The 24,501-nt window shown below is 44.3% G+C and carries 25 protein-coding genes; 1 reads left to right on the plus strand and 24 read right to left on the minus strand.

Annotated elements, in window-relative coordinates; all coding sequences use genetic code 11:
• Positions 1–112: 112 nt before the first annotated feature.
• From P6N53_RS02875 to P6N53_RS02930, 12 genes are all read right to left on the minus strand, one after another.
• Entirely contained in the window at positions 113–820 is a 708-nt protein-coding gene (locus tag P6N53_RS02875; RefSeq protein WP_304541041.1) for an ABC transporter ATP-binding protein, read from the minus strand.
• 3 nt (positions 821–823) lie between these two features.
• Positions 824–1,594, minus strand: coding sequence for an ABC transporter ATP-binding protein (locus tag P6N53_RS02880; protein ID WP_304541042.1), 771 nt, complete (start codon positions 1,592–1,594; stop codon positions 824–826).
• A 12-nt stretch (positions 1,595–1,606) separates the two neighbouring features.
• Positions 1,607–2,506: a branched-chain amino acid ABC transporter permease gene (locus P6N53_RS02885; RefSeq protein WP_304541043.1), complete on the minus strand. Its 900-nt coding sequence runs from the start codon at positions 2,504–2,506 to the stop codon at positions 1,607–1,609.
• A 9-nt stretch (positions 2,507–2,515) separates the two neighbouring features.
• A complete protein-coding gene (locus P6N53_RS02890; protein ID WP_304541044.1) occupies positions 2,516–3,388 on the minus strand; it encodes a branched-chain amino acid ABC transporter permease in 873 nt (290 codons plus the stop codon).
• A 107-nt stretch (positions 3,389–3,495) separates the two neighbouring features.
• Positions 3,496–4,692, minus strand: coding sequence for an ABC transporter substrate-binding protein (locus P6N53_RS02895; RefSeq protein WP_304541045.1), 1,197 nt, complete (start codon positions 4,690–4,692; stop codon positions 3,496–3,498).
• A 93-nt stretch (positions 4,693–4,785) separates the two neighbouring features.
• Positions 4,786–6,537: a sigma-54 interaction domain-containing protein gene (locus P6N53_RS02900; RefSeq protein WP_304541046.1), complete on the minus strand. Its 1,752-nt coding sequence runs from the start codon at positions 6,535–6,537 to the stop codon at positions 4,786–4,788.
• A gap of 218 nt (positions 6,538–6,755) precedes the next feature.
• On the minus strand, positions 6,756–7,460 hold the full coding sequence (locus P6N53_RS02905) for an ABC transporter ATP-binding protein (RefSeq protein ID WP_304541047.1): 705 nt from the start codon (positions 7,458–7,460) through the stop codon (positions 6,756–6,758).
• Positions 7,460–8,227, minus strand: coding sequence for an ABC transporter ATP-binding protein (locus P6N53_RS02910; RefSeq protein WP_304541049.1), 768 nt, complete (start codon positions 8,225–8,227; stop codon positions 7,460–7,462). The genes P6N53_RS02905 and P6N53_RS02910 overlap by 1 nt, the downstream gene beginning before the upstream one ends.
• Positions 8,205–9,179 (minus strand): branched-chain amino acid ABC transporter permease, encoded by a 975-nt coding sequence (locus P6N53_RS02915; protein ID WP_304541050.1) that lies wholly within the window; start codon positions 9,177–9,179, stop codon positions 8,205–8,207. Before P6N53_RS02915 ends, P6N53_RS02910 begins: the two co-directional genes overlap by 23 nt.
• Before the next feature lie 10 nt (positions 9,180–9,189).
• Entirely contained in the window at positions 9,190–10,071 is an 882-nt protein-coding gene (locus P6N53_RS02920; protein ID WP_304541132.1) for a branched-chain amino acid ABC transporter permease, read from the minus strand.
• A 93-nt stretch (positions 10,072–10,164) separates the two neighbouring features.
• Positions 10,165–11,346 carry an ABC transporter substrate-binding protein gene (locus P6N53_RS02925; protein WP_304541051.1) on the minus strand — a complete coding sequence of 394 codons (1,182 nt, stop codon included), beginning with the start codon at positions 11,344–11,346 and terminating at the stop codon, positions 10,165–10,167.
• A gap of 419 nt (positions 11,347–11,765) precedes the next feature.
• Positions 11,766–12,407: an adenylate kinase gene (locus P6N53_RS02930; protein ID WP_304541053.1), complete on the minus strand. Its 642-nt coding sequence runs from the start codon at positions 12,405–12,407 to the stop codon at positions 11,766–11,768.
• A gap of 176 nt (positions 12,408–12,583) precedes the next feature.
• On the opposite strand from P6N53_RS02930, the gene P6N53_RS02935 reads away from it, so the two are divergent.
• On the plus strand, positions 12,584–12,814 hold the full coding sequence (locus tag P6N53_RS02935; RefSeq protein ID WP_304541054.1) for a hypothetical protein: 231 nt from the start codon (positions 12,584–12,586) through the stop codon (positions 12,812–12,814).
• Between the two features lie 72 nt (positions 12,815–12,886).
• Here the strand turns inward: P6N53_RS02935 and P6N53_RS18710 are convergent, their stop codons facing one another.
• The 12 genes from P6N53_RS18710 to P6N53_RS02990 are packed head-to-tail and all read right to left on the minus strand — an operon-like array spanning position 12,887 to position 24,492.
• The gene (locus P6N53_RS18710) at positions 12,887–12,994 is read right to left on the minus strand and encodes an RCKP-type rubredoxin-like domain-containing protein (RefSeq protein ID WP_373322975.1); all 108 of its coding nucleotides are present in this window, start codon (positions 12,992–12,994) and stop codon (positions 12,887–12,889) included.
• Between the two features lie 60 nt (positions 12,995–13,054).
• Complete coding sequence (gene rpe, locus P6N53_RS02940; RefSeq protein WP_304541055.1) at positions 13,055–13,708, minus strand: ribulose-phosphate 3-epimerase; 654 nt, start codon at positions 13,706–13,708, stop codon at positions 13,055–13,057.
• A gap of 5 nt (positions 13,709–13,713) precedes the next feature.
• Entirely contained in the window at positions 13,714–14,595 is an 882-nt protein-coding gene (gene rsgA / locus P6N53_RS02945; RefSeq protein WP_304541056.1) for a ribosome small subunit-dependent GTPase A, read from the minus strand.
• 26 nt (positions 14,596–14,621) lie between these two features.
• Positions 14,622–16,481: a Stk1 family PASTA domain-containing Ser/Thr kinase gene (gene pknB / locus P6N53_RS02950; RefSeq protein ID WP_304541057.1), complete on the minus strand. Its 1,860-nt coding sequence runs from the start codon at positions 16,479–16,481 to the stop codon at positions 14,622–14,624.
• Between the two features lie 40 nt (positions 16,482–16,521).
• Positions 16,522–17,937, minus strand: coding sequence for a peptidoglycan D,D-transpeptidase FtsI family protein (locus P6N53_RS02955; RefSeq protein ID WP_304541059.1), 1,416 nt, complete (start codon positions 17,935–17,937; stop codon positions 16,522–16,524).
• On the minus strand, positions 17,934–19,244 hold the full coding sequence (locus P6N53_RS02960; RefSeq protein WP_304541060.1) for an FtsW/RodA/SpoVE family cell cycle protein: 1,311 nt from the start codon (positions 19,242–19,244) through the stop codon (positions 17,934–17,936). Before P6N53_RS02960 ends, P6N53_RS02955 begins: the two co-directional genes overlap by 4 nt.
• Before the next feature lie 18 nt (positions 19,245–19,262).
• On the minus strand, positions 19,263–19,976 hold the full coding sequence (locus P6N53_RS02965; RefSeq protein WP_304541061.1) for a Stp1/IreP family PP2C-type Ser/Thr phosphatase: 714 nt from the start codon (positions 19,974–19,976) through the stop codon (positions 19,263–19,265).
• Complete coding sequence (locus P6N53_RS02970; RefSeq protein ID WP_304541063.1) at positions 19,954–20,445, minus strand: FHA domain-containing protein; 492 nt, start codon at positions 20,443–20,445, stop codon at positions 19,954–19,956. Before P6N53_RS02970 ends, P6N53_RS02965 begins: the two co-directional genes overlap by 23 nt.
• Before the next feature lie 2 nt (positions 20,446–20,447).
• Positions 20,448–21,239, minus strand: a complete 792-nt coding sequence (locus tag P6N53_RS02975; RefSeq protein WP_304541065.1) for an FHA domain-containing protein — start codon at positions 21,237–21,239, stop codon at positions 20,448–20,450.
• Positions 21,240–21,266: 27 nt separating this feature from the next.
• Complete coding sequence (gene rlmN, locus P6N53_RS02980; RefSeq protein WP_304541067.1) at positions 21,267–22,325, minus strand: dual-specificity RNA methyltransferase RlmN; 1,059 nt, start codon at positions 22,323–22,325, stop codon at positions 21,267–21,269.
• A 2-nt stretch (positions 22,326–22,327) separates the two neighbouring features.
• Positions 22,328–23,689: a 16S rRNA (cytosine(967)-C(5))-methyltransferase RsmB gene (gene rsmB, locus P6N53_RS02985; protein WP_304541069.1), complete on the minus strand. Its 1,362-nt coding sequence runs from the start codon at positions 23,687–23,689 to the stop codon at positions 22,328–22,330.
• Entirely contained in the window at positions 23,686–24,492 is an 807-nt protein-coding gene (locus P6N53_RS02990) for a DUF116 domain-containing protein (protein WP_304541070.1), read from the minus strand. Before P6N53_RS02990 ends, rsmB begins: the two co-directional genes overlap by 4 nt.
• Positions 24,493–24,501: the final 9 nt, after the last annotated feature.

The raw sequence follows: 24,501 nt of genomic DNA on the forward strand, positions 1-24,501 counted from the left end.
ACAAAAATATTTTAGTTTAAAAGCTTCCAGCTTGTTTAAGAGAAAGATTTTTGCTTTGTATTTATTATAATCAAAAAGTAGGAATACTCCTACTTTTTGTTGATACTTTTCATTATTCACCTAGATAGGCCTTTTGAACCTCAGGATCCTTTGCTAAATCAGAAGCCTGACCTGCTAGTACTACTTCTCCTGTTTCTAAAACATAAGCCCTACTGGCAATAGACAGAGCCATGTGTGCGTTTTGTTCCACCAGCAGGATAGTAGTGCCAGCCTGATTTATCTCCTTAATAATGGAGAAGATTTCTTGAACCAGCATGGGTGCCAGCCCCATGGAAGGCTCGTCCATTAGCAGAACCGTAGGTTGTGACATTAAGGCTCTACCCATGGCCAGCATTTGTTGTTCTCCACCAGATAGTGTCCCAGCTAACTGTGCCTTTCTTTCCTCTAACCTCGGGAATCGTGCAAATACCTTTTTAATGTCTGCCTTGACATTTGCTTTATCATTACGAATATAAGCACCCATTTCAAGGTTTTCTAATACGGTCATTCTGGTAAATACACGTCTTCCCTCTGGAACTTGAGAGATCCCTTGACTTACTATTTGATGGGGGGGCATTTTTATTAACGATTTCCCTTTATAGGTTATGTCACCTGATATAGGTCTTATTAGTCCTGATATTGTCCGCAAGGTGGTTGTTTTGCCAGCACCATTGGCACCAATTAAAGCGACAATTTCACCTTCTTTAACACCGCAAGAAACCCCTTTGAGGGCACGGATGGCACCGTAGGAGACATGCAGATCCTTTACCTCAAGCAGCACGGCTTAAACCACTTCCTTTCCCAAATATGCAGCAATTACTGCGGGATTTTTTTTGATTTCCGCCGGGGTGCCTGAGGCAATCTTTTTGCCGTAATCCAATACAGCAATGCGGTCGGATAAACTCATAACGAATTTCATATCATGCTCAACAAGGAATATGGTAAGATCCATTGACTTTATTTTATTGATCATACTCATAAGTGTCTGCTTTTCTTGGGGGTTCATACCTGCAGCTGGCTCATCCAATAAAATTAATTTAGGATTTGTTGCCAATGCTCTAGCAATTTCCAATCTCCGTTGTTCCCCGTAGGGTAAGTTTTTTGCCAATTCATCCTTTTTATGGCCAAGCTCCATAACTTCCAAGGCATTAAGTGAAGCTTCGACAATAGACTTCTCTTCTGCCTTGACACCTGGACTTCTTAATATTGCACCTATAAAATTCGCCTTTGTACGGCAGTGCTGACCTATCATTACATTTTCCAACACTGTCATATCGCCAAACAATCTAATATTTTGAAAGGTCCTGGCAATTCCCATTTCTGTTATCAAATGGGGTTTTAGTCCATTTATTTTCTGTCCTAGGAATCTTATTTCCCCCGATGTGGGAGGGTAAATTCCGGTAATTAGGTTGAAAATGGTACTCTTCCCAGCACCATTAGGACCAATTAGTGCACGTATGGTTCCTTCCTGGATATTTAAGTTAACACTATCAACCGCAGTAAGTCCCCCGAAGCGGATGGTGACATTGTCCATTTCCAATATTGTTGTTGACATATTACACCTCCATCAGTTGGACCCGCCAGCAGCGGTGGAATCAGTTTTTTCTATCTTATTTTTAGCAAAAAGCCTGCTAAGCTTAACTCCACCCAGTAAACCCCTGGGTCGTACTATCATCATAATAACCATCAGCAGGCCATAAACCATCATACGATAATCGGCTATGAAACGTAAAAACTCTGGAGCCAGGGCAAGGATTGTGGTACCAAGTATAACGCCTGGTATACTTCCTAGCCCGCCTAATACAATAAAGGTTAAAAATTCGAAGGATTTACTAAAGCCAAAATCAGATGGGTTCAAATATTGTAGTAAGTGGGCATAAAGTCCCCCGCTTAAACCAGCTAAAAAGGAACCTATGGCAAAGGCAGTAATTTTACTAGTGGTAATATTAACGCCCATGGCTTCGGCCGCAATTTCATCCTCACGGATAGCAATTAATGACCGCCCAAAGCGAGAATTTTCAATGCGATACATGGCCCAAACAACTAATGCCACCAATATTACAACAATAGTTAATGTTGTTGTTCTAGGTATGCCAGCCATACCCAGAGCACCGCCAGTAATACTCATGTTTAAAAAGACAACCCTGACAATTTCACCGAATCCTAAAGTAGCAATACCTAAATAATCCCCGGTCAATCTTAGGGTAGGATACCCCAGTAATATTCCCCAAAACGCGGCCATTAGGCCACCCGCTATTAAAGCCACTCCAAAGGGCATGTTCAACCTTAAGCTAAATATGGCAGCAGTATAAGCACCAATACTGATAAAGGCAGCATGCCCAAATGATAATTGGCCGGTAACACCTGTAATCAAATTTAGCCCCAGGGCAGCAATAATATAGATACCCAGCATAGTTAATACCTGGATATAGTAGTCGTTTAAAAATGAGCTGAAAATAATATCCATGGCTATAACCTACACTTTCCTTTGGATTGGTCGTCCCAGCAACCCTGTTGGACGGAAAAGTAATACAATAATTAATAGGGTAAAGGCTATGGCATCTTTATATAGGTCAAAGCCCGCGGCAATTCCCAAGGTTTCCGCTACACCCAGGAACAATCCTCCCAGCATAGCTCCAGGAATACTGCCGATACCACCAAGCACCGCAGCACAAAAAGCCTTCAGACCAGCTGAAACCCCCATAAAGGGTGATACGGCGTTAAAATAAATCCCTACCAGCACACCACCCGCTGCAGCAAGGGATGACCCTATGGCAAAGGTAAAGGATATAACACGGTTAACGTTTATACCCATAAGAGCTGCCGTGTCGTAATCTTCAGAAGCAGCCCGCATGGCCTTGCCTATCTTTACATATTTTACGATGAAGTTTAATGCAAGCATCAACGTGCTGGCAACTATCAAAATAATAATTTGAACCTTGGTAATTTCTATAGGACCAACTTTATAAATTGCATCCGCAATAACAGGAGGAAAACCCACTGGCTGTGGCCCTTGGATTTTCGTCATCAGTGTTTGAATAAATATCGAAACTCCAATCGCTGAGATCAAAGGTGCCAAGCGAGTAGACCTTCGCAAAGGACGGTAGGCTACCTTCTCTATGGTTACACCCAAAATCATACAAGTCATCATGGCAGCAAATAATGAAACGATCAAGTCTTGCTGAAATACTGTAACCATCAGCACCCCGACGAAGGCCCCTATCATGTAAATTTCTCCGTGGGCAAAGTTAATTAACTGGATAATACCGTACACCATGGTATAACCTAAAGCAATAAGGGCATAGGTAGCCCCAAGGGTTATTCCATTTAGTATCTGTTGCGACAGCATAAGAAAACATCCTTCCTGCGGGGGATTAACAAGTAAACATGGTTAGCAGCCATTACGGTTCATATCGCAATGGCTGCGACCATGTGATTCCTATCTAGCTAACCAAATTACTTAACGTCTGCAGTGTCCTTAAGCTCAAATTTTCCATCTTTAACTTCCAGAATATAAACTGGGCTCTTAATGGGCTCGCGATTTTCCTGGAAGGTAATGGTTCCGGAAACACCTTCCCAATCACTGGTCTTGGCTAATTCTGCACGGAAGCTTTCTGGAACATCGCTGTTAGCAGCGGTGATTGCATCAGCAATCAGCATAACTGCATCATAACCCTGGGCAGAGAACATATCGGGGAGAACACCGTTGTTACCGGCTTTGTAGGCTTCGATAAATTTCTTGGTCTTTTCTCCTGCTCTGGCTTCGTCAGCAGCAAATCCTGCATAAAGCATGCTGCCTTCAACTGACTCGCCGCCCATCTTCATAAATACGTCAGATAGCAGGCCGTCGCCGCCGATCATCAGAGCTTCCATACCCTGCTTACGGGCTTCCTTCATAATCAGGCCACCCTCGGTGTAGTAGCCGGTGAAGACAATACCATCGGGATTCTTACCTTTAATAGCAGTAATCTGGGCGGCAAAGTTCTGGTCGCCGTCCTGGATGCTCTGCTCAGCAACTATTTCAACACCATTGGCAGTTAATGCATCTTTGAAGAGCTTGGATAAGCCAACACTATAGTCGTTGTTCATGGAGGTGATTACTGCAACATTTTTCCAACCAAGCTGCTCCTTTAAGTACTTGGTAACTGCAGGTGCAGCAACTGCATCCAGCAGGGTGTCACGGAAGATATAATCGCCAATTTCAACAACGCCGGTACCTACGGCTCCAGCAGACATTAATACTACCTTGTTTTGCTGGGCAATGGGTGCAGCCAATTTAGTAATACCTGTTGTGGGGTCACCCACGATAGCAACTACTTTATCACGGGTAATAAGCTTCTGTGTTACTGTTGCGCCCTCAGACAGCTTGCTACCATGGTCTTCTTCAATAATTTCAATCTTTTTGCCTAACAGACCACCGGCATTATTAATATCTTCAGCGGCCATTTTCATGCCCTTAAGGGTTTCCACACCGTAAGCAGCGTGTCCACCGGTCTTAGCACCCAGGAAACCAATCTTAATGGTTTCTGTTGCAGCTGGAGTTTTATCTTCACCATTTTCTTTCTTTTCTTCTCCGCCGCCACCACAGCCCACAGCTAACATAGCTACAATTACCAGCATGGTGACTAATGACCAAAGCTTACCTTTTTTCATTTCTTTTTCTTTACCTCCCCACCGTATTATTCACTAAATAGTTAATATTCGACCTTGAGTGCCTGCTCACCTCCCGATCTTGATAAAAATTAATTATCCTTTTGCAGGAATTCCTAGCTGCCTAAGTTTATAATATAGTGTGCTTCTAGGTATACCAAGCACTCTAGCAGCTTCTGAACGATTACCCCGTACCTGCTGTAAAGTTTTGATAATTAGTTGCTTTTCTGCTTCCACTGCCACATCAATCAGCTTACCCTGAGCCGCAGGGGCAGTAACCAGGGAAATGTAGGTGTTTCTTCTAAGATTCTCCGGTAGTGACTGTTCATCAATAATATCACCCTCGGTTAACACCACCAGTCGTTCAACGGCATTCTTTAATTCACGGATATTTCCGGGCCAAGAATAGTCTAAAAAGGAAGTCATAACCGAAGGTTCTATCTTAACCACCGATTTTCCGTATTTTTGGCAAAATTCCTGCACAAAAAGATGCACCAGTTCCGGAATGTCTTCCCGCCTTTCCCTCAGCGGAGGTATTTCCAAGGTTACAACATTTAATCTGTAATACAGATCCTCCCTAAATTGTCTTCGACTAATCATGGATTCTAAGTCCCGGTGTGTAGCTGCCAATACCCTTACGTTAACCTGAACCGACTCAGAGCCACCAACCCGGTAGTAGCTTCCTTCCTGCAGTACCCTGAGTAGTTTTACCTGCATTTCCAGGGGCATTTCCCCAATTTCATCAAGGAATATAGTGCCGCCATTAGCCAACTCAAACATGCCCGGTTTCCCTTTACGGTCTGCCCCGGTAAAGGCTCCACTCTCATAACCAAACAACTCACTCTCAAAGAGATTGTTGGGAATGGCCCCACAGTTTACAACAATAAATGGCCGTAGATGCCTTGTACTATTTTGATGAATAGCCCTGGCAAATAATTCTTTCCCTGTGCCACTTTCCCCCCTCAGGAGGACTGTTGCATCCGTTGAGCTAACCTTTTTCCCAAAGTTAATTAAATTTTGTATGGCCAGACTGCGACCTGTTAATTTTCTAAAAGCACAATCCTGACCTGACATTTTTCTGATTTCTTGCTCCAAAAGCTTGACCTGGGAACTGGCCTTGGATAACTCCTGATTAAGTTGAACTACTTCTGTAATATCCTTTTCTACCGACACTCCGCCAAGAATGCCATCGGCAGCTGCAACAGGCCCTGAGTTAATCAATACATGGGTTCCATCACAGGGTTGATGATAGTGACCCCTGAGTTCCTTATTTTCATGCATACAATTGGTAATTCGTATATTCGAGAAGAAATCTTCAATCCGTCCCGAAAGAATTTCTTCAGACTTAACCCCATATAGTTCTTCTGCCTTAGAATTCCAGATCACTACCTTGTGTCCTAGATCAATACCGCAAACACTTTCATTCACCAGATTCAAAACACTGTCTAAATATGACCTTACCTTAACAAATTCCTGGTGCATTAATGCTGCTGCCGCTAGAGGGTCGACGATACCTAAAGGCTGATCATTTTGTCCGGTTACCACCGGAACAGAATCCTGAGTCAAAGTCCATTTCTCAAACAGTTCAGAAACAGGTGTTTCCGCCGCAAAATAAATAGCTGGTCTCCTAGCTACAGAGACAATTGATAAATTGTCATCAGAAGCTCCCGCAAGATCTTCAGGAAGGATGACACTATGTTCATTTTCTTTTTTTATCAATAGTCCTCCCAGCAACCCAGATTGCAGTAAGCGCTGTCCATCTTGGACGGAAATAGAGTGGTCAACTTCCTGGACAGGTAGGCTGTATAATTCATTGGCACTGGGGTAGAACTTATGATACCTACCCATAAAGGATCACATCCAAATAATTTATTTATTGACAAACAGTTCAACAACATTCATTAAAATTCCTGCAATATGTTTTGAATGTTGAAATAAATATTTGAACATGGTTTGTTCAATTAATCGACATGGTACATATAGCTAGCATTATAAAAAGGCCTCCCAAGGAACTATTAGATTTTCGATGGGAGGTCAGTGAATATCATTTTTTTACCCTTTGCGCTTTAACCGCCAAGATATGCCTTCTTAACTTCGGGAGATTCCAAAAGCTCTTTGGCATCTCCGGCTAAAACTATTCGGCCAGTCTCTACTACATAGCCCTTGTGGGCAATGGATAGAGCCATTTTTGCATTCTGCTCTACCAGCAATATGGTGGTTCCCTGTTCATTCAATTCCTTAATTATAGAAAATATCTCTTTAACTAAAATAGGTGACAGACCCATAGAAGGCTCGTCCAACAGCAGCAGCCTTGGTTTAGACATTAGGGCTCGTCCCATGGCCAGCATTTGCTGCTCACCACCAGAAAGACTTCCGGCCAATTGGTTTTTCCTCTCCAGCAGCCTGGGAAACCTTTTATAAACCCTTTCCATACTCTCTGCTACTTCTTTTTTATCCTTCTTCAAATAGGCTCCCAATTCTAAATTTTCATAGATGGGCATGTTGGCAAATATTCTTCTGCCTTCAGGAACCTGGGTTAATCCCCTTTTTACAATTTCCTGGGTGGCAACACCTGTAATGTCCTTGTCTTCAAAGTAGACCTTGCCTGTCTTCGGCTTGATTAAGCCACAAATGGTGTTTAGGGTGGTTGTTTTCCCTGCGCCGTTAGCTCCAATTAGTGTTACAATTTTCCCTTGAGGTACCTCCAGCGAAATACCTTTGATTGCATGAATAGCTCCGTAATAAACATGTATATCATCAACTTTTAGCATTAGGAGGCCTCCTCTCCCAGATATGCTTCGATAACCCTTGGGTTATTTCTGATGTCATCCGGGGTTCCTACAGCAATAATTTGACCATAGTCTAGTACATAGATTTTTTCACAGACACCCATAACCAGGGACATATCATGTTCAATTAACAGGATGGTCAGGCCAAACTCATGTCTAATCCATCGAATAAGCTCCATTAAATCATGGGTTTCTTGGGGATTCATACCGGCTGCAGGTTCATCTAACAGCAGAACCCGGGGCTGAGTGGCCATGGCCCTGGCAATTTCTAGACGCCTCTGTTCACCGTAGGGCAAGTTTTTAGCTAATTCTTCAGCCTTATTATCCAGCTTGAAAATCTTTAGCAATTCCATAGATTTGTCATGCATTTCTTTTTCACCGGAATAAAATCCAGGTAGTCTTGCGATGGCCCCAAGCAAACCATATTTGGCGTGACTATGGTACGCTATTTTTAAATTGTCAATAACTGTTAGATCGGAAAATAAGCGAATGTTTTGGAAGGTCCGGGCCACCCCCCGGTGGTTGATCTGATAAGGCTTTAATCCTACCAAAGACTTTCCGTCAAGCAAAATATCTCCTGACGTTGGTAAGTAAACCCCGGTTAGCATATTAAAAGCTGTTGTCTTGCCAGCACCGTTAGGTCCGATTAAACCGGCCAAATCGCCCTGTTCAAGGGAAAGGTTTAAATCGGATACAGCCTTTAAACCACCGAAAGATATGGATAAATTATTGACCGACAGCAGAGCCATGTTGTTTACCCTCCTTATCTTTCGATTTCTTTCTAAACATTTTTAAGCTAAACTCCTTGGTCCCCATTAAGCCCTGTGGCCTAAACAACATGATGACGATAAGCAGTAGTGCGTAAATCACCAAACGTAACGCAGCAAGGCTCTGCAAGGAAGCAGACAAGATGGTCAAGCCAACGGCTGCAATAATAGAACCTGTAATACTTCCCTGACCTCCCAATACAACCATAACTAATATATCAAAGGACTTAAGGAAGTTGAAGGTATTAGGCTGAATGGTGTAAAAATAGTGGGCGTGCAGACCACCTGCCAGACCAGCAAAGAATGACCCGATAACAAAGGCCATAACCTTATACTTTGTGGTATTAATGCCCATGGCCTCTGCGGCAATTTCATTTTCCCTAATAGAAATAGTTGCTCTACCGTGGGTGGAGTTAACAAAGTTAGCAATAACAATAACAGTTAATACAGTTAACGCGAAAATCCAAGTCCAGTTAGCTAATTTTGGGATGCCAGAAAGGCCATAGGCACCTCCGATATAATCAATGTTAACGATCATACCTCTAATAATTTCACCGAAGCCAAGGGTAGCAATGGCTAAATAATCTCCCCGCAGACGAAGAGTAGGCAATCCAACCAACAAGCCAAAGATACCAGCTAAAACTGCTCCGAATAACAGTGCCATGGCAAAGGGTAGTTGGGCCTTAAGGGTAATGATAGCTGCACCGTAAGCACCCACCGCCATAAAACCAGCGTGACCGATGGAAAATTGACCATTGAAGCCGTTAATCAAGTTCAAACTAACTGCCAGGATAATATTAATTCCAATAAGAATTAGGTTCAACTCATAAAAGGGGTTTAAAATGCCGGTTTTAAGCATAAATTCTACAACGCCCCAGAAGGCTACCAGCAAAAGTAAAATGCCAAATTGTTTACCGAGCTTCCGTTCAAACATCGGACATCACCTACACTTTCTCCCGGATGTTCTTACCGAACAGTCCGGCGGGCTTGACTATGAGGATAATGATCAGGATTATAAAGGCAACCGGGTCACGATACAGTGACTTTCCATAACCACTTACCATTGCCTCAACAATACCCAGTAAGAATCCACCAGTCATAGCTCCTGGAATGATGCCGATACCGCCTAATACTGCGGCAACAAAAGCCTTCAAACCTGGCATGATACCCATAAGCGGGTTGATGGCATTGTAATAAATACCTACCAGAACACCTGCAGCGGCTGCTAGGGAAGAACCGATGGCAAAGGTAGCTGAAATTGTGTTGTTTACATTGATACCCATTAATTGGGCCGCCTGCTTATCATGGGACACCGCTCTCATGGCTTTACCAATCATTGTTTTGTGCACAATATATTGAAGCAATAGCATAAGTGCAATGGTTACCACAAGAATGATTACCTGCCTGTTTGTTACGGTAATACTGCCAAACAGCTTCCACTGAACCTCAGTCAATACCTGGGGAAAGGTCCTAACCTGCGGACCTACCAGAAGCATCATACCATATTCAAGAAACAGTGAAACACCGATAGCAGTAATAAGTGCTGCAATTCTTGGAGCCATACGCAAAGGCTTATAGGCCAGCTTTTCAATTGTCACACCAAGGCAGGCACAAACAAACATGGACATGAGCAGTGCCGGTAGGAAAGACCAACCTAGGATGGCTGTGGCAAAAAATCCAAGATACGCACCAACCATATAGACATCCCCGTGGGCAAAGTTAATAAGCTGCACAATACCATAAACCATGGTGTAGCCTAGGGCAATTAGAGCATAAATACTCCCTAGGGAAACTCCGTTAATTAATTGTTGTAGAAATACTTCCATGACTTCCAAAGAGGGCCACCCCAATCAGATGATTTAAAATACCGTGAAAGGGGGAAGCCCCCTTTCAACGGTGTTAACTGGTAACTTTAAATACTAGGGATTAACGTAGGTCTTGTAAACCTGCTTGCCATCTACCATTTCAAGGATAGCAGCACCCTTGATTGGGTTGTGGTTAGCATCCAGGGACAGTTTGCCGGTTACAGCTTGAACGTCCTTGGTGGCAGCCAGGGCTTCCTTGATTTTTTCAGGAGTGCCATCGCCGGAGTTCTTGATAGCTTCTACAATCAGAACAGCAGCATCATAACCAAGAGCAGCCATGGAATCAGGAGTTTCGCCATACTTGCCCTTATATTTCTCAACAAAGGCTACTACGTTGGGGTCATCCTGTTCGGAGGAGTAGTGGTTGCTGAAGAAGGTTCCGGCTAGAGCAGCAGGACCAGCGATTTCAGCCAATTTGGGGGAATCCCAGCCGTCGCCGCCCAGGAAGGGAACATCAATACCAAGTTCACGACCCTGCTTAACGATTTTACCAACTTGCTCATAGTAACCAGGCAGGTAGATAACATCTGGATTCATACCTTTAATTTTGGTCAGAGTAGCTTTGAAATCCTGGTCTTCAGGAACATAAGCTTCTCTACCTACAATGGTGCCGCCTTGCTTAACAAAGGATTCTTCAAAGAACTGGGCCAGACCCTTGGAATAAGGGGACTGGTTGTCTACATAAATTACAGCAGTTTTCGCTTGCAGATCCTGCATGGAGAAGTTAGCCATTACAGTACCCTGGAAGGGATCGATGAAGCAGGCACGGAAGATATAGTCACGTACTGCTTTGGTATTGGGGTCAACAGTTACATCAGGGTTAGTAGCAGAGCTGGAAAGTACAGGGATTTTATTGTCAGCAGCAACCTGGATATAGCCCAGGGTGTTACCGGAAGTGGTTGCGCCAAGGATTGCTACTACTTTGTCCTGGGTGATCAAACGGGTTGCTACGTTAGCAGACTCGGTTGCGTCGGATTTGTTGTCAAGGGTAACAAACTTGATTTGCTTGTCAAGTACGCCACCGGCAGCGTTTACTTCTTCAAAATACAACTTAGCACCGTTAACAGCAGCGGTACCAAAGGTAGCAACGTTACCGCTCATTTCAAAGTTTCCACCAATTACGATTTCTTTTGCATCAGCAGCTTTTTGCTCTCCGCCGCCGCCACAACCGGTTACTAAACCGGCCAGCATGACCAAGGCTACAAAAACGGCCAGTAGACGATAATTCTTTCTCATTCTAATCCTCCTCAAATTTCTTAATCTTTTAAATCTGCACATCCACCTTTAGGAACTGTCGGACCTTTGATCACCCCCTACCATTTAGAAAAAGCAGAGTTGATTAAAAATTTCTACGGAAAACATATTCCACAACACAAGATAAATTCCTTCAGGTTAACGACAAAATGTTTGTTTTTTGTAACTAATTAAATTATCAATATATGTACAATGTACTGACACCCTCATTTTTTTTAGAAGCATCCCGGTCCCATAAGCATCTTGACTGTTGAAGTTAGCATATAATCGCTTAAATTTTTCGACAGTTGTACTAAAGAGTATTATACTACATTTGTCCATCAGACAAGGACTTTATTTTTTTCCAAAGGGTAATTAATATTCCAAAACCGAAAACCTCCCTTAGCGGGAGGTTTTCTTAATTATTTTACAGCAGCCAGGATATCTTCAAGTACTTTGCCGATTTCCTGATCACCATTGATTGGCTTCAGGATGCCTTTAGCAGCATAGTAGTCGATAAGGGGCTGAGTTTTTTCTATGTAGGCGTTTAGGCGAGTTCCAACGGATTCTTCATTGTCGTCACTGCGCTGATAGAGTTCACCTGAACAGCTGTTGCACTGACCTTCTTCTTTAGGTGGGTTGAAGATAACGTGATAGGAAGCACCGCAGCCTTTACATACACGACGTCCGGTTAAGCGGGCCATTAATTTCTCCAGGGGAACTTCTATATTGATAACTCCGTCAAGCTTAATACCCATTTCTTGAAGGGTTGCATCCAGGGCAGCAGCCTGTTCTACTGTACGTGGAAAACCATCAAGCAGGAACCCTTTCTGGCAATCAGGTTGAGATAAACGCTCTTTAACCATACCAATAACAACTTCATCAGGAACCAGGGCACCCTTGTCCATGTATTCTTTAGCCTTTTTGCCCATTTCGGTACCTTCTTTAATAGCGGCACGAAACATGTCGCCGGTGGAAATGTGGGTGATATTCATTTCTTTTACCAGTACTTCAGCTTGGGTACCTTTACCGGCACCAGGGGGTCCCATAATTAACAAATTCACAACTATCCCTCCTGAGTTTTATATTAGCTTGTCTATGTAATATTGTATATTATATCACAAACTGGTCAAGATGGGTTTAGCAAGAAACAAAAAATGTTTACCTTGGAATTAGTTTCTTTTCAGGTTTATAATACTTATTGTATATTTAATATTTGTCAATAAAGGACGTGATTATAATGAAGAAAATTGATGTGGACAAATTTGTGCAAGAACATCAGGAAGAAATAATAACCCTTGTAAACCACAGTTTAAACCGGGCAGGTGATATTGTTAACAAGCGGGTGCAGGCTGGTGAAGTTGGAGCAACCCTCCAGGATGTTCTACCTATTATGCTTTATGAAATAATACTTACAAACACCGTCACCACCCTGCGGCTGGCAGCTGATATGGTCAATGAAAGCCAGTAGTTTATAGATTATCCGGGCAATAATTATGGGTCCTGTGGTTTGCCGACAGGACCCATGGAATACGGTATAAGGTTAACTCTCTTTTACAAAATCTTCCTTAGTGGCTCCACATACGCATTTCTGTGGACGGCAGCGACCTTCCTTTGTGGCACCACATTTTTGGCATTTCCAAACGGCCATTCTAGTCACCCCCTTTAATATACTTCTTATAAAACTGAGTCACGGGGAGGGTTCTTTGACTCAGTTTGCAGCAGCTCTGATGGAGATTACAGCTTGGGCGGGATCCGGGGCGCCGAAAATGGCAGAGCCGGCCACAAGGACATTGGCACCTGCGGCTGTAACTAGCCTGGCAGTTTCTATGTTGATTCCTCCGTCTACTTGTATTTCAGTAGATAGCCCCTTTTCCTTTATACTATTAGCCAGTATCTTGATTTTGGGAATTACCTCTGGAATAAATTTCTGTCCCCCAAAGCCTGGATTAACTGTCATGAGCAGTACCAGATCCAGCATGGGTAATACATATTCAATTATGTTTAAAGGAGTATGGGGGTTCAGGGCAACTCCCACCTTAACTCCTGCTTCCTTTATCTGACTAACACACCTGTGCAGGTGGGTGCAGGCTTCGGCATGTACACATACCAAATCTGCTCCTGCCTTTATGAATTCTTCAATATAGCGATCAGGGTTTTCGATCATCAAATGCACATCAAAAAACATGCTGCTCTGGGGTCTTAATGCCTTCACTATTAGTGGTCCAATGGTAATGTTAGGGACAAAATGCCCATCCATAACATCTATATGAAGATATTCTGCCCCTGCCCGCTCCACTACCTGAACCGAACTGGCCAGATTAGCAAAATCCGCTGAAAGAATTGAGGGTGCGATCTTTACCATATTACTTAGTATCTCCTCTCCTGCTGGGTAACCTCTTCTAGAAAAGCTAGATAATTTTGGTATCTATCCCCACTGATTAAACCTTGCTGCACGGCCTTTTTTACTCCACAATGGGGCTCATGACTGTGCAGGCAGCCATTAAATTTGCAATCTGTAATAAAGCCTTCAAACTCTGGGAAAAAGAAACCAAGGTTTGCCTTTTCCATTTTTGGCAAGTCCAGGCTGGAAAATCCTGGACTATCCATTACATAGCCACCTGTCAGGAGGGGAAGTAGCTCTACATGTCTGGTGGTATGCTTACCCCTTTTTAGCTTATGACTTATCTCACCCGTCTTTAACTCCAGTCCCGGCTGAATAGCATTAAGTAGGCTTGACTTTCCTACACCCGAGGGTCCGGCAAATACAGATGCTCTACCTGTAAGTACTTCCCTAAGCTCCTCTATACCTTCCTGCAGCTTGGTGCTGGCAATGATTGTTTTATAGCCTATCTTGCGATATGGTTTAAGCCATTCAGGCCCTCGGCGACCAGACAGCAAATCAGCCTTGTTTAAACAAATCACTGGGAGTATGTTGGCATGCTCGGCCAGAACTAAAAATCTATCCAATAATGTAAGGTTTGGGTCAGGGCTCTGGACTGCAAAAACAATGACTGCCTGGTCTATATTGGCCACCGGAGGACGGAATAACTCTGTGCTTCTCGGGAGGACCTCATCAATACGGCCTGTCTTTCCTCTTATGGGCGTAACTTTAACCCGATCACCCACCAGGGCAGTTGAAGTGTTTTTTTCTAGACGAAATTTACCCCTGAGGGAGCACTCCCATACTTCCTCTCCCTTTTTTACATAGTAGAAGCCGCCATAAGCCCTGATTAATACCCCTTCAAACAATTGTTCCTTCACCTCAGATTAAGAGCTTATTCAATACTTTTACTGTCCACCAAGTTGCCGTCAATTAATACCTGTACTGTACCCTTGCCATAAAAGCGAATATTTTTGGAAATCTCGTCACCTGGCTGATGTGAGCTAACATAGGCGAAGTTTTCTCCTCTCACATCAATGGTTTTAATCCTCACTTCATGCACCTTGCCATCCTGGGGAACAGTTATGGAAACTAATACGTCCCTGGGGGTAGGACCTGGCCCGGTACTTATAGTTACATTAACCCCGGTTCCCTGTTCTACCTCTGTCTCGGCTTGAGGATTTTGTGCTATTATTTGCCCGGTAAGGTAATCCTGACTAGGCTGGGCTGAAATTTCAGCTAAGTTAAGACCCATACCTGTAAGTCTTGATCTTGCTTCTTCCTGGGTCAAACCAATAAGGCTGGGTATCTTTAAAATCTGCGGCTCGGGACCCCTGCTAACCTTAAGCTTAACCCTGCTTCCCCTTGGTGCCTGGGTTTTACCCCTTGGCTCCTGCTCTACAACCTTTCCATCGTCTATGGTAGGATGATAAATGTATTCCGGCACCTCGGGCTGGAACTCGTTGGATATTAAGGTAAGGCGGGCTTCGTCATAGCTAACGCCTGTAACGTCAGGGACATCGACTAAGTCCGGCCCATTACTTACCAGTAGGACAACCGTCCGGCCCCTTTTTACAACCTTATTAGCCTCCGGTTCCTGGGATATAACCTCATCCTTAGGTACTGTTTTATGGTTTTGGCGACTTACTTTAACAATAAGTCCCCGCTCCTTTAATAGACTTTCGGCATCCTCTAGCTTCATCCCCACTACAGGAGGTACTTTAGCCTCTGCCACGTTTAAATAACTGTTAAAGGCAAATATAAGTCCGCTCATCAGAACCACTACCACAACCGCCAGCATTACCCAGGCAGCAGGTTTCAACTTTTTGCCCTTAGGTTTTGCTTCATTTTTAGGTATTCTATTATCCTCTTTATTAATGCCCGCCAAAGGGAGAATTCTTGTATGCTCGTCGTCATCATTTATAGGTGCTAGGGTTTTGGTTTCCTCACTTATTGATACTAAATCGTCACCCAGTGCTTTGGCATTTCTATGTCTTCTGTCAGCAATCTTATTCATAGCCCTAAGAACTACTTTTTCCAGGTCCTGAGGGACCCCTGGGTTAATCTGTGTTAATGACAGGGGCTGCTCCTGGATGTGTTTTAGGGCCACACCTATGGCACCGTCACCTTGATAGGGTACTTGACCCGTTAACATCTCGTACAAGACAACCGCCAGAGAATAGATGTCGGATTTTGGGCCAGCCGGTTCTCCCCTGGCCTGTTCCGGGGAAATGTAATGTACCGACCCCACAATTGTATCTGTATGAGTGAGGGTGGAAGCACTGGCCTGGGCTATGCCGAAATCTGTAAGTTTAGCCCTGCCGCTTCTAGTTATCAGTATATTATGGGGCTTAACATCCCGGTGAATGATATTATTCTCATGGGCATGCTCCAACGCATCGGCAATCTGCCGGCCTATCTGAATAGCCCTGGCTGGCTCTAAGGGAGCTTCCCTCCGGATTAAATCCTTTAAATTCTCACCTTCAACATATTCCATTACCAGATAGTAGCTATCATTTTCCTGCCCTACATCATAGATGCTAACAATATTGGGGTGTGAAAGGCTGGCAATAGCCTGAGCTTCTCGGCGAAAACGACGAACGAAATCTTCGTCACTGGCATATTCCGGCCTGAGCACCTTGACGGTAACCAAACGGTTCAAAAAGGTGTCTTTCCCTTTCCAAACCAGCGCCATTCCTCCACCGCCTAATTGTTCCAATATTTCATATCGGTTACCCAGAATTTTGCCGTTCATCAACTGTCCACTCCTCACTACTCCAGATCAACCATTTTTATCACTTACCAGCCAGTGCTGCTGCCATAACCTGCCTGGCAATAGGTGCCGCAACTGCTGATCCGGCACCGGATTTCTCTACTATAACAGCCACCACCACCTTGGGCTGCTCTGCAGGGGCAAAGCCAACAAACCAGCTATGGGGCAGACTGTTTGGATCTTGTTCAGTCTTGGTTTCTGCAGTACCTGTTTTTCCGGCAACCTTTACACCCTTGATGGCTGCATTACCCGCTGTACCCCGCTCCACTGCGGCCAGCATGCCCTGGGTAATAACCTCAGCAATTTCAGGACTTGTTGCCGTCAGCCAGGGTGATATTTTTGTTGTGCTAATTTGTTTACCGTCGGGCTTGCGTACCTCATTTACTAAATAGGGCTTCATAATAACCCCTTGGTTAGCAATGGCAGAGCAGGCCAGGGCCATATGCAAGGGGCTAACCAGGGTATCGCCTTGTCCTATGGAGGACTCTGCTAATTGACTTTTGTTTTGTCGGCTTTCTGTAGCCAAGGTTCCCCTTCGGATGCTTATACCTATATCCGGCGAGCTTGTCAACCCAAATTGCTCAGCGCCTTTAATAAAGCCGGGCCAACCCAGTTTTAACCCTTCCTGTGCAAAAAAGGTGTTGCAGGATACTGCTAAAGCTTCGATCAAATCCACTTCTCCATGGGCCCGGTTATCAACAAGTTTCTGTCCATCCACCATCAAGTATCCTGGACACTCAAAACTTTCCGGCGTATGATGGGCTAAAATTCCTGCCCCTGTAACCAGCTTTATTACAGAACCAGGGGGATAAGCACCCTGGGTTGCACGATTAAGCAAAGGGGCATTTTTCTCATCTGTGGCTAGCATTTCCCAAACCTTTTGCTCAGTAATGGCATTGGTATCGTAGGTTGGGGAACTAACCATCGCCAGTATAGCACCTGTTGCAGGGTCAATGGCCACCACCGCCCCGCGTTTACCCTTAAGGGCTCGCTGGGCGGTCTTTTGAACAGCAGCATCAAGGGTGAGAAGCAAATCGTTCCCCTGGGGTCTTCGGTTAAATAATTTGTCCATGAAGTTCTCAAGGACATCAGCATCAGTTAGACCAAGCAGTTCCCTGCTGTAGGTAGCCTCCAGACCAGAGGAGCCATATCGTTCGGAAGTAAAACCCACTAGATGAGCAAAGGGAGCAACATTATCATCCTTAAGATAAACCCTCTGGCCCCGCTCACCCACCCACTTTGTCTCAGCCAGCACTACTCCTTTATGATCATAGATAGTGCCCCGCAATATTTCGGCCTCTTTGGCTGCCATGCGGCGGTTTTGTGGGTGTGTGGCCAGGGCCTCGCCCTGCTGCATAATTAAATAGGTAAGATATACTATTAATACTATAAAGCTACACAATAAAAGGTAGCCTAGTCTTTTAATATTATGTTTCATTGCCCGTTTACCTCATGGGAAATATTGAGCAGTAAACCTAATAAAATAAAGTTTGCCACCAGGGAGCTGCCCCCGTAACTAATAAAGGGTAGAGTTACGCCTGTTAAAGGTAGGAGTTTAATAACCCCCGCAATAATAATAAAGGTTTGCAAGCACATCAGGGAGGTTATACCAGTGGCCAATAGGGCAGTAAAATCATCCTTTGCGGCCAGGGCAATCATTAATCCCCTGAAGACAAAACACATGTACAATATGATTACCGCGCAGGCTCCTAAAAGTCCCAGTTCCTCTCCAATGGCAGAAAAAATGAAATCAGTATGCACCGCTGGAATTAAACTAGGGATACCTTGACCTAATCCCGAGCCAAACAAGCCGCCTGAACCAAGGGCAAATAAAGACTGAACAATTTGATACCCGCTCCCTCCCATCAAGGGCCAGGGATCAAGCCAAATATCTACCCTAGCCTGGACATGCCCATATAGGTGATAGGCTGCGGTGCCTCCTAATAAGAATAAACCTAATCCTGTTATGATATAAAACATCCTGGCAGTTGCAGCATAAACCATGGCCAAAAAGGTGGAAAAGTAAATCAAGGCTGTCCCTAGGTCCTTTTGAAAGACCAGGATAACCAGGGAAATTCCCCACATGGCTGCCAGGGGCCCCCATTCACGGATTGCCGGTATATTTACCCAAAGTATTTCATTACTTGCGGCTGAAAGCATACGTCGATTCTCTGCCAGAAAACTAGCTAAAAAAAGCACCAGCAATATTTTCACAAATTCAGAGGTCTGTAGTTGGAATACCCCTATGTTGAGCCAACTTCTGGCACCGTATTGCTCTTGGCCAAAAAATACCGGCAATATAAGCAGCAACACCCCTGCAGCAACATAAAGATATTTGTACTCTGCCAGCCAATCGAGATTTCTTAATATGGTGGTGATGACTACTAAAGCAAGCAATCCAATTAACAGCCAAGCAAATTGCCGTTCTGCGTACTCCGGACGTAAGCGAAATAAAAACACCAGACCTGAGGCAGTTAGAGCGGCGGTAATAGGCATTAAGTAAGGATCGCACTTGAACCCGGCCAACCTCCAATAAACACTAATGCTTATAAAGGCTGCCATTGTTCCCATGCTTAAAAACATCACAAACCACCAAAAGGGTAAAGTTGTACCGGAGGCCAGTGCTAGATCATAGGCAGTATTAAGTTCAGGTTCACCAAGATAGAGTGTCAAAACTCCAACTGCCAGGTAGGCCGCCACATAATATAGCAAGGCCCGCTCTTCTTTACGAAGAAGTGCCGTCATAGCAACACCCCCGAGCCACTAGTCCATTTCTATCAGGACCATAGTAATATTATCCAGACCACCCCGGTCCAATGCCATGTTTAAAAGAGTGTAAAGCCCCTGTTCCAAATTTCCCCGGGCTATAACATCTTTTATTTCCTCAGGATTTAGGTGGTTGCTTAATCCATCAGTACAGAACAATATCCTATCACCCTGCTGAAGCTTAACTCGATAGGAATCAAGATTTACTGTAGGTGCAGTACCCATGGCTCTGGTAAGTACATTGCGTTGGGGGTGGTGTTGTGCCTGCTCCTCAGTAATACCTCCCCCTCTGAGCATCTCAGCCACCAGGGAATGATCATCTGTAATCTGAGCAATCTGATTCTGTCTTATAAGATAAGCCCTTGAATCACCTATATGGGCAATGAGCAATTCATCATCCACCAATAAGCCGACTGTCACAGTGGTACCCATGCCTCGAAAATCAGCAAATTCAGTAGACATCCTAAATACCCTTAAATTTGCCTCCTCAAAGGACCTAAGTAGTGCTTCGGCCTTATCTGGAGATTCTTTAAGGTAAATAGGTAAGTTATCTTCCAGGTACTTGAGTGCTGTGCTGCTGGCTATCTCACCAGCCTTATGTCCTCCCATGCCATCAGCAACCCCATAGAGACCGATCTCCGGACAAACACATACACTATCCTCATTGGAGGATCTGACCCGCCCCACATCAGTTATCTGACTCCATTTCATAGGCCCACCTCACAAACCGAAAATTTACTTCACCAATCCTAATACGATCACCATTGGCTAAAACCGTCGGCCTTTTGACCACTAGGTCATTTAAATAGGTTTTATTTAAGCTTCCCAGGTCCTCCAGCCAATATTGCCCTTGGCGAAAAATTATGCGGGCATGATCCTGAGAGGCAAAATTTCCATGAAAAATAATATGATTATCTAGACCTCGTCCAAGCTTAGTTAATTCTCCTAATTGAAACTCTTCGCCCTGTTCAAGGTCCTCTTCCCCTGGGGAAACCACCTGCAGTCTTGCCCCATCTCCACCGGCAGAAGCCGGCGGCGTACGCAGCCTATTAGACTGCTGTTCTTCCAATTGGGCACCTCTCCTTAGCTCACTTATCATGCTGGCAGTAAGCCTAAGAATAAAGAGGAAAAGTAATATTAAGAATAAATATCTCAAAACCGTTACAGCTAGGCCCAGCACAGCTAAAACTCCTTAAATATTAATACGGTACTGCCCAGGGATATTACATCCCCCGAGGTTAATTCAACCTTCTCAACCAATAGGCCATTTAGGTATGTACCGTTGGTGCTGCCCAAATCCGTTAACCAGTAGCGTCCACCAGCCGGTTCCAACTGGGCATGCCTACGAGAAATACTTGAATCTAAAAGCACTATATCACACGAATCCCTTCGCCCCATAACAACACGATAATCTCCAAGTAAAAATTCTCTGCCGGTGTCGGGTCCCTCTTCTACGAACAGTGAAGCGGATATTGCCGACTTAATCTTTGGTATGGGTGCCGTATCCCTGATTGGCTCAAAATTCATGGTGTTTTCTATCTGTTCATACTTACTTTCATCCACAGCTTTTTGCCAAATATCCCTGACTTCTTCAGGCTCAGCTTGACCATATTTACATTCAATTAATATATCCCCTGACTTAATGCTATCCAGTTCGGCAAATTGTATTGTCGGTCTGGCCACCAGGGTAAAATTCTTTTCCTTGGCCTTTTGAATTAAATAATCAACCAATTCCGATGATAAAGCCGGAGCCATTGGCACAATGGTTTCGTAATCAGTCGGGTGCAAATAAACAAAGTATTCATTTGGCACATAAATATTAGCTACACTCACCCTACGCTTGTCTTTCATAGACCGAAAAAGTTTTTTTGCGATATCGGTAGGCTGTACACGGGCGCCGGTGCTGAATTTATTTTTAAAGAAACCCTCAATATATTTTTCTAGCTTATCTTCCAGTCCGGAAAACATCCCCATGCTTTTCACCTCACTAAAACCAATTACTTAACTATTTTCCCGCCCTTCATATCGACGTCTAAGCTGGCCACAGGCGGCGTCAATATCTGTGCCTAGTTCACGACGAACCGTTACAGCCAGACCGCCCTTTTCCAAGACCTCCTTAAAGGCTTGAACCTTCTCCTGAGAAGTTCTTTCAAAACCCCTGCCCTCTACGGGATTGGCTGGAATAATGTTCACATGACAAAGCAGTCCCTTTAGTAGTCCTATCAATTTTTTGGCCTGTTCCATATGATCGTTGACATCGGAAAGCAGCGCATATTCAAAGGTTATTCTCCTACCTGTTATTTCTATATACCTTCTGCATGCGTCCATCAACTCGCCCAGTTTATAACGGCGATTTATTGGAACAAGTCGATCCCTCAGGGAATCCTCCGGCGCATGAAGGGAAATAGCGAGGGTTATGGGTAGCTTCCTTTGTGCCAGCTCCAGGATTTTGGGAACTAAACCACAGGTTGATAAAGTTATATGTCGGTATCCAATATTTAAGCCATACCCAGCATTAATATTCTCTAGAAATTTCATGACATTGTCATAATTATCCAGGGGTTCTCCCGCCCCCATAATCACAATATGACTTATCCTTTCACCGCAATCCTTCTGAATTACCAGCACCTGATCATAAATCTCACCAGGGCTGAGATTTCTCACCAGTCCCTCCATGGTGGATGCACAAAACATGCAGCCCATGCGGCAGCCGACCTGGGTAGAAACGCAGGCGGAATTGCCATAGGAATGCTTCATTAAAACACTCTCCACCGCATGTCCATCTTCCAGCCCAAATAAGTATTTGATAGTATTTTCCTTAGCTGATTGCTGCCTGGTCAAAATCTTACCAGAATTGATTTTAGCAACCCGCTCTAGCTTTTCCCGTAAATCCTTGGATAAATTAGTCATTTCATCAAAGGAAGTCACTCCTTTGGCCAATACCCAGTTGCAAATTTGCTCGGCACGGAATGGCTTTTCGCCCAGTTCCTGAAGAAACTGCTTCATTTCAGCAAGGGTTAAATCCTTTAAATTTAACTTTCCCAAAGAATTTCTACACATTTCTATTCAAACCCTTTTTTTCTCAGTCGGGCAATAAAAAACCCGTCCATACCATGAATATGAGGAAGCAGTTGGAGATAGCCCTCTTCGGCGGAACTCTCATTATCCAGTCCAGGTGGTAGCAGTTGTCTTAAATCACCAAGGCTAAACTCAGGGTGATTAGACAGGAAATCCTCAACCACTCCCATATTTTCTTCCCTGGTAAGGGTGCAGGTACTATAGACCAAAACTCCACCCGGGCGTAAGCACTTGGCTGCTGACTGCAGTATTTCCTTTTGCAGTCTTACTACACCGGGAAGTTGGCTTGGGTCCTTGCGCCATCTTGAATCAGGCCTTCTTCTCAAAACTCCCAAGCCTGAACAAGGGGCATCTACTAAAACATAGTCGGCCCAGCCTTGATACTTTTTATACAACTCCCTGGCATCGGAAACCTCTCCACGAATAGAGGTAATACCAAGTCGCCGGCAATTCTCTTTGATCAATTCCAGCTTGTGGGCATACATGTCAACGGCAACTATTTCTCCCCGATCTCCCATTAGCTGTGCTATGTGGGTGGTCTTTCCTCCTGGGGCGGCAGCCACATCAAGAACCCTGGCACCAGAGGCCGGATTTAAAACATGGGCCACCATCATAGAACTTTCGTCTTGAACTTGAAAAAGCCCCTCCTGAAAGGCCTTTAGGGATCTATATGATAAAAAACCGTTAATGTGAAGTCCTTCGGGCACATATCTAGTCTCCCTGGCCTCCACTCCCTCCTCCTGAAGTCTCTCTATCAATTCCTGCCTTGATATTTTCAAGGTATTTACCCTAACGGTATTTGGTGCAGGTCGATTATTAGCCTCACATAGTTCAATGGTTTGGTCAAAACCAAAGTCCTTAAGCCACCTCTCCACTAACCAGGTGGGGTGAGAGTACTTTAGGGCGACATAGTCCACCGGGTCATTCTGGGAATCTGGATAATCCAGATTGTTTTGCTGCCTGGCTACATTTCGCAGGACCCCATTGACAAACTTGGCCACCCCGGCATGACCATACTTCTTGGCCAATTCCACGGATTCGTTGCAGGCTGCTGAATCAGGGACCCGGGGCATGAAAATAATTTGGTAGGTGCCCATCCTTAAAATATTTCTTACCCAAACGGTCTGTGAGGCCAAAGGTTGTTTAAGAAAATGAGCCAAAATCCAATCTATGGTGTTAAGCTTTCTCATTACACCATAGGTTATCTCAGTGGCAAAAGCCCGGTCTAACTTGCCGGGCTGGTATTGCTCAAGAAACTTATTTAAGGCTAGATTTGCATAGGCCCCTTCTTCTTCCACCGCTTTCAGCACTTGTAAAGTCAGATCCCTGGCGGTAACATTCTTCAATTGGTATCCCTTTCCTTTCCAGTGGCTTCTGTTCCTAGAAAAAATTCAATGGCCTTAGCTACCCTAGGAGTAGTTACCCTTGTATTAAAACAAGGTCCAAAGGGCCTCTCATTCAGCACCCCTAACACTGGGATCGGGCTGCAATCCTGAATACCACTGGATAAATCCCTCTCACAGGCTATGGCCACAATACCCTTAGGTCTACATTCTTTGACATACTTTCTAGCTAGGGTTCCCCCTGTGGCCACCCCTACGTTAATCCCGTAGTGATCTCTCAAATTAAGCAGTTCAGCCACGTGACACTTGCCACAGCGTTTACAGTTGTTTATGTCATTGGTTACCTTATGGGGACAACCGTTATCCTGCAGACAATGGGGTGCCAGCAGTAATATTTGATTTGGCTTTAGGGGCTTTTGATTTGCCCTTACTAATTCATTGTTTACTTCTATAAATGAGTTTTTAATTTTATCAGCATCTATTTTAAATATTCTACCCAGAACTATGGCAAAGGGGAAAAGAGTGGTCATGGCCACCCGCATCAAAGGTTGCAGCGGTGTTATGGTTTGTGCCAGCCAAATGGTCAGAACAATTCCCCCAACACCAAAGGCAACTAACAGAATAGCCAAAATTACAAGGACAACAACACTAATTAGTATTACTTGATGATAAATGGTGGTGGGATGATACATAAGATACCAAACAGTAAATACCAATAGACCTACCACAATAATGCTGGCTGCCAGCAATCCTAAAAATAACCTTTTTCTTACATGGGGAGCCTGAGCTTGACCGGGAGAAATCAACTTACCCTC

The organism is Desulforamulus aquiferis (assembly GCF_030577015.1).
In the GTDB taxonomy this organism is placed as follows: domain Bacteria; phylum Bacillota; class Desulfotomaculia; order Desulfotomaculales; family Desulfotomaculaceae; genus Desulfotomaculum; species Desulfotomaculum aquiferis.